The organism is Blastococcus sp. CCUG 61487 (assembly GCF_005222955.1).
Taxonomy (GTDB): Bacteria; Actinomycetota; Actinomycetes; order Mycobacteriales; family Geodermatophilaceae; genus Blastococcus.
In genome coordinates this window covers 31334-40315 of record NZ_LWUA01000027.1, presented here as the reverse complement: position 1 = coordinate 40315, position 8982 = coordinate 31334, and the positions used below count along the sequence as shown (strand labels likewise).

General features: G+C 74.7%; 11 protein-coding genes and 1 riboswitch. Of the genes, 8 read left to right on the top strand and 3 right to left on the bottom strand.

What is annotated here, in order from left to right:
- Both A6V29_RS20565 and A6V29_RS03050 read left to right on the top strand, forming a co-directional pair.
- Positions 1–255, top strand: a 255-nt coding sequence (locus tag A6V29_RS20565) for a hypothetical protein (protein WP_170977666.1), incomplete at its 5' end; no start/stop codon positions are given.
- A gap of 106 nt (positions 256–361) precedes the next feature.
- A complete protein-coding gene (locus A6V29_RS03050; protein WP_137158923.1) occupies positions 362–871 on the top strand; it encodes a universal stress protein in 510 nt (169 codons plus the stop codon).
- A gap of 5 nt (positions 872–876) precedes the next feature.
- Here A6V29_RS03050 and A6V29_RS03045 read toward each other — a convergent pair whose 3' ends face one another.
- A complete protein-coding gene (locus tag A6V29_RS03045) occupies positions 877–1527 on the bottom strand; it encodes a TetR/AcrR family transcriptional regulator (protein ID WP_137158922.1) in 651 nt (216 codons plus the stop codon).
- Positions 1528–1672: 145 nt separating this feature from the next.
- Here A6V29_RS03045 and A6V29_RS03040 point away from each other — a divergent pair, with 145 nt between their 5' ends.
- The 4 genes from A6V29_RS03040 (at position 1673) to A6V29_RS03025 (ending at position 5773) form a co-directional block, all read left to right on the top strand.
- The gene (locus tag A6V29_RS03040; protein WP_137158921.1) at positions 1673–3154 is read left to right on the top strand and encodes a flavin-containing monooxygenase; all 1482 of its coding nucleotides are present in this window, start codon (positions 1673–1675) and stop codon (positions 3152–3154) included.
- On the top strand, positions 3154–3999 hold the full coding sequence (locus tag A6V29_RS03035; protein WP_137158920.1) for an SDR family NAD(P)-dependent oxidoreductase: 846 nt from the start codon (positions 3154–3156) through the stop codon (positions 3997–3999). The genes A6V29_RS03040 and A6V29_RS03035 overlap by 1 nt, the downstream gene beginning before the upstream one ends.
- Positions 4000–4003: 4 nt before the next feature.
- Positions 4004–4654, top strand: coding sequence for a class I SAM-dependent methyltransferase (locus tag A6V29_RS03030; protein WP_137158919.1), 651 nt, complete (start codon positions 4004–4006; stop codon positions 4652–4654).
- A gap of 129 nt (positions 4655–4783) precedes the next feature.
- Positions 4784–4935, top strand: a riboswitch (cyclic di-AMP (ydaO/yuaA leader).
- Between the two features lie 76 nt (positions 4936–5011).
- Positions 5012–5773 (top strand): aggregation-promoting factor C-terminal-like domain-containing protein, encoded by a 762-nt coding sequence (locus tag A6V29_RS03025; RefSeq protein WP_137158918.1) that lies wholly within the window; start codon positions 5012–5014, stop codon positions 5771–5773.
- Positions 5774–5889: 116 nt separating this feature from the next.
- Here A6V29_RS03025 and A6V29_RS03020 read toward each other — a convergent pair whose 3' ends face one another.
- Positions 5890–7089 (bottom strand): glycoside hydrolase family 3 N-terminal domain-containing protein, encoded by a 1200-nt coding sequence (locus A6V29_RS03020; protein ID WP_137158917.1) that lies wholly within the window; start codon positions 7087–7089, stop codon positions 5890–5892.
- 194 nt (positions 7090–7283) lie between these two features.
- On the opposite strand from A6V29_RS03020, the gene A6V29_RS03015 reads away from it, so the two are divergent.
- Together A6V29_RS03015 and A6V29_RS03010 are read left to right on the top strand one after the other, a co-directional pair.
- Positions 7284–7604, top strand: coding sequence for a DUF2218 domain-containing protein (locus A6V29_RS03015; protein ID WP_137158916.1), 321 nt, complete (start codon positions 7284–7286; stop codon positions 7602–7604).
- Positions 7605–7654: 50 nt separating this feature from the next.
- Positions 7655–8065, top strand: coding sequence for a hypothetical protein (locus A6V29_RS03010; RefSeq protein ID WP_137158915.1), 411 nt, complete (start codon positions 7655–7657; stop codon positions 8063–8065).
- Here the strand turns inward: A6V29_RS03010 and A6V29_RS03005 are convergent.
- Entirely contained in the window at positions 8059–8937 is an 879-nt protein-coding gene (locus tag A6V29_RS03005; protein ID WP_137158914.1) for an MEDS domain-containing protein, read from the bottom strand. The genes A6V29_RS03010 and A6V29_RS03005 overlap by 7 nt on opposite strands.
- Between the last annotated feature and the right edge of the window lie 45 nt (positions 8938–8982).

The window sequence follows — 8982 nt, the reverse complement described above, 5'->3', positions numbered from 1 at the left end:
GCCGCGGCCGCGGAGCGGCTCGGCGAGCTGCAGGCCGAGGTGGCCGACCTGCGCCGGCAGCGCGACCAGGCCCGTCAGTCGCTGCGCGGCCTGAGCAGCCGGATCGGCGAGGCGCTGCAGGCCGTGGCCGCCACCGTGCCCGACGCGGTGGGCACCAACGTGGCGGTCGAAGGGATGACCGACGACGACCCGCACGACGAGCCGCCGGCCGGCGGGCGGGTGCTCGTGCGGCGGCCCGCACCCGTCGCCTCCTGAGTTCCGACGCCCGCGCGGGCACTCCGGGCGCGCCCGGCCGTCCCGGCAGTGAGAAACTTCCCGCAGTGCGGGAGTTCCCGCCGGTGCGGAGCTCGGGAGGGCAGCGGTGGACGAGGTCGCGAAGACCGTGCAGATCGACGGCGGGATCGTCGTCGGTCACGACGGGTCGAAGTGCGCCCAGGAGGCGCTCGTCTGGGCCGGTCGGTTGGCCGCGCGAGCCGACGTGGACCTGCACGTCGTCCGCGCCTGGTCGATCACGACGGCGCCCCGGCCCGGGAGCGCGGCCGGGTACGTCCCCCCGCTGCCCGAGTGGGAGCAGGCCGTGAAGGACGAGCTCGAGGCGCACGTGCGGCTCGCCGGTCTCGCCCCCGAGGTGCGCGTGACCTGCCACGTCGCCCACCGCCCCGCCGAGCAGGTGATGATGCAGGCCGCCGAGGGGGCGAACCTGCTGGTCCTGGGCGCCCGTGGCCGGGGCGGTTTCGCCGGCCTGCTGCTCGGCTCGGTCAGCGACAAGCTGGTGCGCCACGCACCGTGCCCGGTCACCGTCGTGCGCACCGGCGCCACCGGCAAGGCCCTGGAGGCGGTCACGGGGGAGAACGCCGCGATCGAGGGCTGAGCGGCTCAGCGCGGCCCCTCGCCGTAGACCGCCGTCAGCCACACCCGCAGGAGCACGGGGACGACGTCGGGCTCGGCCAGGGCCGGTCCGTCCCCGCTGAGCGAGCCGTAGAGGACCCGCTCGTTCATCGACAGCAGCGCGACCGCCAGGTCGCGGGCCGGTGGGCCGGCGGGCGCGGCACCGCGGGCGCGCTCGGCCTCGATCACCGTCGCGCAGCGCTGGACCCAGCGCTCGAACACCTCGCCCCACAGCGCGCGCACCTCCGGGCTGGCGGGACGGGCCTCGGCGCACGCGACGGTCAGCGCGCGATGGGCCCGGAAGGTGGCGTGGTAGGTGCTGATCGCCCGCTGCCAGCCCTCGCGCGGGCTGCCGGCCGGCGCGTCGAACGCCGCGCGCAGGGCCGCATCGGCCTCGGTGACCACCCGGTCCAGCAGGCTGAGCAGGACGGCGTCCTTGGACGCGAAGTAGAAGTAGAAGGTGGGCCGCGAGATGCCGGCCCCCCGCGCCAGGTCGTCGACCGAGATGGCGCTCAGCGGCCGCTCCTCCAGCAGCCGCTCGGCGGTGGCGAGGATGGCCTGCTCGCGGTCGTCGCCCGACGGGCGGGCCGGCCGCCGGCCGCGGGCGCGCACCGCGGCGTCGTCCTCGCCGTTCGACATGCCGCGAGATTAGCCGCGCCGGCCCCGTTTCTCGACAGCGCGTTGACTCGTTCGACAGGGCGTCGATAGCGTCGGCGGTGCAGAGTTCCGCGGCAGCGCCGATACCGCAGCCCGCCTCGAGGCGGCCCGTCCCAGGAGTGAGGCCATGAGCTCGGAGCACGTGGACGTCCTCGTCGTCGGCGCCGGACTGTCCGGCATCGGCGCCGCCTGCCACCTGCAGGTCGAGTGCCCGGACAGGACCTTCGCCATCCTCGAGTCCCGCGGCGCCATCGGCGGCACCTGGGACCTGTTCCGCTACCCCGGCATCCGGTCGGACTCCGACATGTTCACGCTGGGCTACGCCTTCAAGCCCTGGACGGGGCCCAAGGCGATCGCCGACGGCGAGTCGATCCGCGAGTACATCGTCGAGACCGCGCGCGAGTACGGCGTGGAGGAGAAGATCCGCTTCCACCACGAGGTGCTGTCGGCCGACTGGTCCTCGGCCGACGCCCGCTGGACGGTCACCGCCCGCCGGACCGACACCGACGAGACGGTGCGCCTGACCTGCTCCTGGCTGCAGGTCTGCTCCGGCTACTACCGCTACGACGAGGGCTTCCGGCCGGAGTTCCCGGGGGAGGAGCGGTTCACCGGGCAGCTGATCCACCCGCAGCACTGGCCGGAGGACTTCGACGGCGCCGGCAAGCGGATCGTCGTCATCGGCAGCGGGGCCACCGCCGTCACCCTGGTGCCCAACCTGGCCGCCGACGCCGAGCACGTGACGATGCTGCAGCGGACGCCGAGCTACATCCTGTCGCTGCCGGAGAAGGACCCGCTCGCCGAGCTGGTGCGCAGCCGGCTGCCCGCGAAGGTCGCCTACTCGGTGGTGCGCTGGAAGAACGTGCTCAGCTCCACCGCGCTCTACCAGGCCAGCCGGCGCTGGCCGAACGCCGTCCGCGCGCTCATCCGCCGGCTCACCGACAAGCAGCTGCCGGACGGCGTCGACGTCGACACGCACTTCAACCCGCCCTACGACCCCTGGGACCAGCGGCTGTGCCTGGTGCCCGACGGCGACCTGTTCCGCACGCTGCGCGCGGGGAAGGCCTCGATCGCCACCGACCGGATCGCCTCGTTCACCGAGACGGGCATCCGGCTGGAGTCCGGCAGCCACCTCGACGCCGACGTGATCATCACCGCGACGGGGCTGAACCTGCTGCCGATGGGCGGGATGACGCTGTGCCTGGACGGTGAGCCCGTCGACGTCTCCGAGACCGTCTCCTACAAGGGGATGATGCTGTCGGGCGTCCCGAACTTCTCGATGGTCATCGGCTACACGAACGCCTCCTGGACCCTCAAGGCGGACCTGGTGAACAGGTACGTGTGCCGGCTGCTGCGGCACCTGGACGAGCGGGGCCTGGCCGTGGCCACCCCGGTCGCACCGCCCGAGGGCGCCGACCAGCCCTTCCTCGACCTGGCGTCGGGGTACGTGCAGCGCAGCCTCGATCAGCTGCCCAAGCAGGGACGGCGCACGCCGTGGAAGCTGCACCAGAACTACCTCCGCGACATCCGGATGATGCGCCGCGGCCCGGTGGAGGACGAGGGCATCAGGTTCACCGCCGCCCCCGTGCGGGCCGAGACGGCGGCCGCCTGATGGGCCCGTACGCGTTCGCCGGTGGCACCGCCGTCGTCACCGGCGCAGCCAGCGGGATCGGCGAGGCGCTGGCGGTGCAGCTGGCCGAGCGCGGCAGCTCCCTGGTGCTCGTCGACAAGGACGCCGACCGGCTGGCCACCGTCGCCGACGGGATCCGCACGGCCCATCCGCAGCTCGCGGTGCAGACCTACGTCGTCGACCTCGCCGACGAGGCGGCCACCGACGAGCTCGGGGCGACGCTGGCCTCGGCGCACCCCCAGACGACGCTGCTGGTCAACAACGCCGGCGTGGCGCTCGGTGGCCGGTTCGACCAGGTCACCCTCGAGGAGTTCGACTGGGTGCTGGCGATCAACTTCCGCGCCGTCGTCCGGCTGACCGCCGCGCTGCTGCCGGTGCTCAAGGCCCACCCCGGGGCGCACCTGGTCAACGTCTCCAGTGTCTTCGGCATCTTCGCGCCCGCCGGCCAGGCCGCCTATGCCGCCAGCAAGTTCGCCGTCCGCGGGTTCAGCGAGTCGCTGCGGCACGAGCTGGCCGACGACGGGATCGGCGTGACGGTGGTCCACCCCGGCGGCATCCGGACACGCATCGCGCAGAGCGCCCGCATGGGGTCGGGGGTGCCGCCGGAGCTGGCGGCCGGCCGCGAGGAGTTCGACAAGCTGCTCCGGATCCCGCCGGAGAAGGCGGCCGCGCAGATCGTGGCGGCGATCGAGAAGCGCCGCCCGCGGCTGCTCATCGGCGCCACGGCGAAGGTGCCCGACGCGCTGGTCCGGCTGCGGCCGGGCACCTACTGGCGGCCGATAGCCCGGATCGCCGGCCGTCGCGCCGCGGCGGGCGGGCGCGGCTGACGCCGTGGCCGTCCCCGCCGAGTTCATCCGCGCCCACACCCGCCCGGCCCGGCCCTCGCTGGTGCCCGAGGTGCAGCTGCTGGTCGCCACCGACGTCGTGGCGCTCTGGGAGGCGATGGAGGTGGAGCAGGGCCGGACCGAGCAGGACCCGCCCTTCTGGGCCGCTGCCTGGCCGGGTGGTCAGGCGCTGGCCCGCCACGTCCTGGACCACCCCGACCTCGTCGCCGGGCGGTCGGTCCTCGATCTCGGAGCGGGGAGCGGGCTGGTCGCGGTCGCGGCGGCCATGGCGGGTGCCTCGCGCGTGCTGGCCAGCGAGATCGACCCGTTCGGGCTCGCCGCCATCCCGGAGAACGCCGCGCTCAACGGTGTCTCCGGGATCGAGCCGGTGGGTGACCTGCTGGGCAGCGCGCCGCCGGTCGTCGACGTCGTCCTCGCCGGGGACGTCTGCTACGACCGGCTCATGACCGAGCGGGTCCTGCCGTTCCTGGAGGCCGCGCGGGCCGCCGGGGCCGAGGTGTTCATCGGCGACCCCGGCCGGCCGTACCTGCCGCACGATCGGCTGACCGAGGCGGCCGTGCACGACGTCGCCGACACCGAAGGCGCTCCCGACGGGTCTCCGCGCCTGCGATGCACGACCGTCTGGCGCCTGCCCTGACGCTGCTCCGCCGCGTCAAGGGGACGAGGATCACGTCCGATTTCTCCGCTGCAGGTTTGTCACGAACAGATCACGGTCGTACGTTGGATCGGTCCGGTCGATCGGCGGACCTCGAACAGCGGGGTGCCGAGCCGGGCGCCGCCGAGTCGCCCCGCGGGGCGAGCCGGGGACCCACCGCAGTACTGGGGTGAATCTCGACCCCGGACCTCCAGTCCGGGGCGGTAGGGCTGCTTCCCGCCCGAACCCGTCAGCTAACTCGGTAGGCGGCTCACGGAAGAACTGGACAGCTGGAGTGCGCGTCGCCCCTGAGCGGGCGATGGCTCTGCTGCGCCCTGACACCCGGAGCACACCCTCCCCATGAACCTCCGTACCACCGTGTTGTCCCGTGCCCGCCGTTCGTCCACCGGCGCCCGACGCCCCGCCCTGCTGGTCGGCGCCGCCGCCGCCGGCGCCCTGACCCTCGGCGTCCTCACCGCGGCCGGCGAACCGGCCACCGCCGGGGCAGAGGCCGCGACCGAGCCGGTGAGCGTCGCGCAGCAGCTCGGCATCACCGCCGACACCCCGGCCGCGCTCGAGGCCGCCACCGTCGCGCCGCTGCAGGAGCTGGCCGCCAGCCGCAGCGCCCGCGACGCCGAGCAGCAGCAGGCCGCGCTCGCCCAGCTGGCGGCGGAGCAGGCCGAGCACGACCGCCGCGCCGCCGAGGAGGCCGCCCGGATCGCCGCCGAGGAGGCTGCTCGCGCCGAGGCGGCCCGGGTCGCGCAGGCCGAGGAGGCAGCCCGCCGGGCGGCCGCCGCACCTCGCGCCGCAGCGGCTGCTCCCGCCGCGCCGAAGGGTTCCTACCAGAGCTACGCGCTGCAGAAGTTGGGTGGCGACAGCCAGCAGTTCTCCTGCCTCGAGAAGCTGTGGGGCAAGGAGAGCGGCTGGAACCCGAACGCCCAGAACCCGACGAGCACCGCCTACGGCATCCCGCAGTTCCTGAACAGCACGTGGGCGAGCACCGGCATCGCCAAGACGTCGGACGGCTACCGCCAGATCGACGCCGGGCTGATCTACATCGCGAACCGGTTCGGCACCCCCTGCGGTGCCTGGTCCCACTCGCAGGCCAAGGGCTGGTACTGAGCCGCCAAGGCCGCCGGCGTCACGATCAGGGAACCTGATCCCCGAGCGTCCTCCCTCACCGCTTGCGGTGAGGGAGGACGCTTCGCCGTGAGGTAGGCCGCTGCCCGCGGGCCCAGTCAGTCGAGCAGACCGGCCCGGGCCTTGGCGAGCAGGGCGGTCCGGACCGCGTCGTCGACGATCGCGGCGAACTCCGGATCAGCCGCGTCCCGGCTCACCACCGCCTCGAGCATCGGCGGGAAGGTGGCCGGCGCCACGGTGAGGACGAGGGTGCCGCCCGCCGCCAGGAAGCGCACCGCCCGTTCGCCGACCGGCACGTGCGCGACCGCCCTGGCGTTGCCGAGGTCGTCGGAGATGACCGGGCCCTCGAACGCCAGCCGGCCCCGGAGCAGGTCGCGGACGACCGATGACGAGAAGGCGGCCAGCGTCGTCGGGTCGAGCTGGGTGTACGTCGCCGAGGACGTCATGACCATCGGGTCGGCCGACGTCCGCGCCAGCGTGCCCGCGAACGCGGTCACCTGCTCGTGGTCGGCGGTGGTGACGGTGTCGACGACGTCGGCGGTGTCGTCGGTGTTGCCGCGCACCAGCCCCAGCCCCGGGAAGTGCTTGAGCGTCGAGGTGACCCCCGACGCGGCCAGGCCGTCCACGATCGCGGCCGCGGCCGGCGCCACCTCGGCGGCGGTGCTGCCGTACTGCCTGTCGTAGTAGCCGATCGGTCCGTTCGCCCGCTCGGTCCCGGCCGGGACGACGTCCACCACCGGGGCCAGGTTCAGGTTGATGCCGGCCGCGTCCAGCTGCGCGCCGAGACCGGTCGCCAGCGCGGCGAGCCCGTCGGGCGGTAGGTCGCCCTGCCTGGTCGCGCGGGGGAGGAGGTCGAACCCCTCGCCCTTGAGGGTCTGCACGCTGCCGCCCTCCTGGTCGACGGCGATCCACACCCCGAGCCCGGCCTGCTGCTGCCACCCCGCGGTGAGACCGGCGAGCTCGGCTGCCGAGGCGGTCGGTCGACCCGCGAGGAAGAGCCCGCCCACGCCGTCGTCGACGAGCCCCGCGCCGGCGGCCAGACCGTCGGCCGGCACACCGACGACGAAGAGCTGGGCGATCTCCGCCCGCCGGTCCAGCTCGTCGAGGACCGTGTCCACCGCGGCCTCGGCCTCGTCCACCGGCGCGGGCGGCGGCGCCTCGGAGGTCGCGGTGCTCGGCGCGGGGGAGCCGCTGCCGGTGGGTGCGGACCCGCCTTCCGAGCCACCGCTCCCGCAGGCCACCAGACCGCACGCGATCAGCACCGCGGCCGAGGCCGCCCGGGCGGAGGACAGGCCCATCGCACTCCTTCGGGACACCTCCCGCAGGAGATCGGCGAACACCCGGGCCGCAGCGGGCCGGATCCAGTCTGCCGTGCTCCGGCGTCGCGGCGGCAGCGCCGCGGTCGGGTGTCGCGGGTGGCGACGCCGGCCCCCGGCGGCACCCGGCGAGTAAGGTGACCCTAAGTCGCCAGAGGGGTGGCGGAGAGGACCCCATGACTGCTCCACTGCGCGCCAGCGCCGACGTCCGCACCGACAACCCGGCGCGCTACGCCAAGCAACTGGTCTCCCACCTGGGCCGCAAGCTCGAGTTCACCACCGAGGGAGGCACGTCCACGGCGTCGTTCTTCGACTTCGGCACGGGCAGCATCGTGCTCGGCGACGGCGTGCTGACCCTGGTCGCCGAGTCGGCCACCCCCGAGGGCCTGGCTCGCGTCCAGCACGTGCTCGGCGACCACCTCGAGCGGTTCGGCGCGCGGGACTCCCTCACCGTCAGCTGGGCGCCGGAGCCGGGCCTGGCGCCGGCCGCGGGCTGACCGGCGCGGTCCGCTCGCCGCCGGATGCGCTCCGGCATAGCGTCCGAGGCATGAGCGAGGAACACCCCGCGTCCGATCCGGTGCCGCCGGTGGGCGGCATCGTGGGCAGGTCGATCGACGAGTTCGTGCAGCAGCTGCGCGGGTTCACCGACCGCGCGCGGTCCGTCGCCGGCGCCGTGCCCGCGAAGCTGTCCCTGCCCGCGCTGCCGAGCCCGCCGGGCGCCATGTCCGCGGCCCAGCTGCGCGCCGTCGCCGAGATGGTGAGCGCCCAGCGCGCCTCGATCGCCGGGATGCGTGCCCAGCTGGAGGCCTTCGACCAGCAGCTCGCCGTCTTCGAGCGGATCCTCGAGCCGCTGGTCGAGTGGAGCGGCTCGTGGGCCCGGCTCGAGGAGGCCGTCGGTGACTTCGTGCGCCGCGAGGGACCGCCGGAGGGACCCCCGCAGCCGAGCCAGGCTCAGTAGCGGTCGTAGGCCCTCGCGCCGGGGGGCTCGGAGAAGCGGACAGGTGCGACGGCGTCGAGCCCCAGGATCCGCCACATGCGCCGTACGAGCGGCGAGGCGCCGCGCAGCTCCGGCCGGGCGCCGCCCGACTCCAGCGCCACCGCCCAGCCGGCCAGCGCGCGGCAGCCGGCCACGTCGATGAAGTCCAGGCCGGTCAGGTCCAGCACGGCGGCCCGGTCGGTGGCGGTGCCGGCCAGCAGCGTGGCCAGCCGGCCGGCGCTGAAGGTGTCGACGCTGCCCCTGAGTGCCAGGTGACCGTCGCCCGCGAGCAGCCGGAACGGGGTCAGGTGCTCGGCGCCGTTTCCCCGCGGGTGGACGGCGAGCACCTGGGCCAGGCTCTCGGGCGGCAGGTCGCGGCGGTACGTGCACAGGGCCGACATGCCCGACCCCGAGGCCATGAGCTCGTCGGCGACGTGCTCCCAGCGGAGCAGCTCCGGGAGCAGCTCCGGCTCGGTGGCGAACTCGGTCAGGTCGGCGACGACCCGCAGCCCCCGGTGCCCGTCGGCCTGCGCCCGGCGGGTGGCGGCGTCGTAGAACGCGCGCTGCCTGTCGATGGCGAACCCGCCGGCCGCCGCGTAGGCCTCGGCGACCGTCATCGTCTCCACGACGCCGTCGGCACGCAGCCGCGCCACGTCCCCGAGTTCGCCGTCGGCGTCGTCGAGCGCGGCGACGGCTCGGTCGCCGACGCAGAGCAGGCGCTCCCCGCGGGCCAGGCCGCCGGCGAGGAACCCGCGGACCACGTCCACGAACGCCGCGTCGTCGTCGTGCAGCCAGCACAGGTGGTCGGCCGGTCCTGCCTCGGGCAGCTCCAGCACCGATCCGTGTACGCGCACCGGTCGACCCTATGTCCGCCCAGGGGGCGCACCTAGGACAGTGCG

Bases quoted from the DNA above. Each gene is read 5' to 3' on its own strand.
- A6V29_RS03015 (WP_137158916.1), top strand. From the start codon at position 7,284: ATGACTGCTCCACTGCGCGCCAGCGCCGACGTCCGCACCGACAACCCG.
- A6V29_RS03035 (WP_137158920.1), top strand. From the start codon at position 3,154: ATGGGCCCGTACGCGTTCGCCGGTGGCACCGCCGTCGTCACCGGCGCA.
- A6V29_RS03010 (WP_137158915.1), top strand. From the start codon at position 7,655: ATGAGCGAGGAACACCCCGCGTCCGATCCGGTGCCGCCGGTGGGCGGC.
- A6V29_RS03040 (WP_137158921.1), top strand. From the start codon at position 1,673: ATGAGCTCGGAGCACGTGGACGTCCTCGTCGTCGGCGCCGGACTGTCC.
- A6V29_RS03045 (WP_137158922.1), bottom strand. From the start codon at position 1,527: ATGTCGAACGGCGAGGACGACGCCGCGGTGCGCGCCCGCGGCCGGCGG.
- A6V29_RS03020 (WP_137158917.1), bottom strand. From the start codon at position 7,089: ATGGGCCTGTCCTCCGCCCGGGCGGCCTCGGCCGCGGTGCTGATCGCG.
- A6V29_RS03025 (WP_137158918.1), top strand. From the start codon at position 5,012: ATGAACCTCCGTACCACCGTGTTGTCCCGTGCCCGCCGTTCGTCCACC.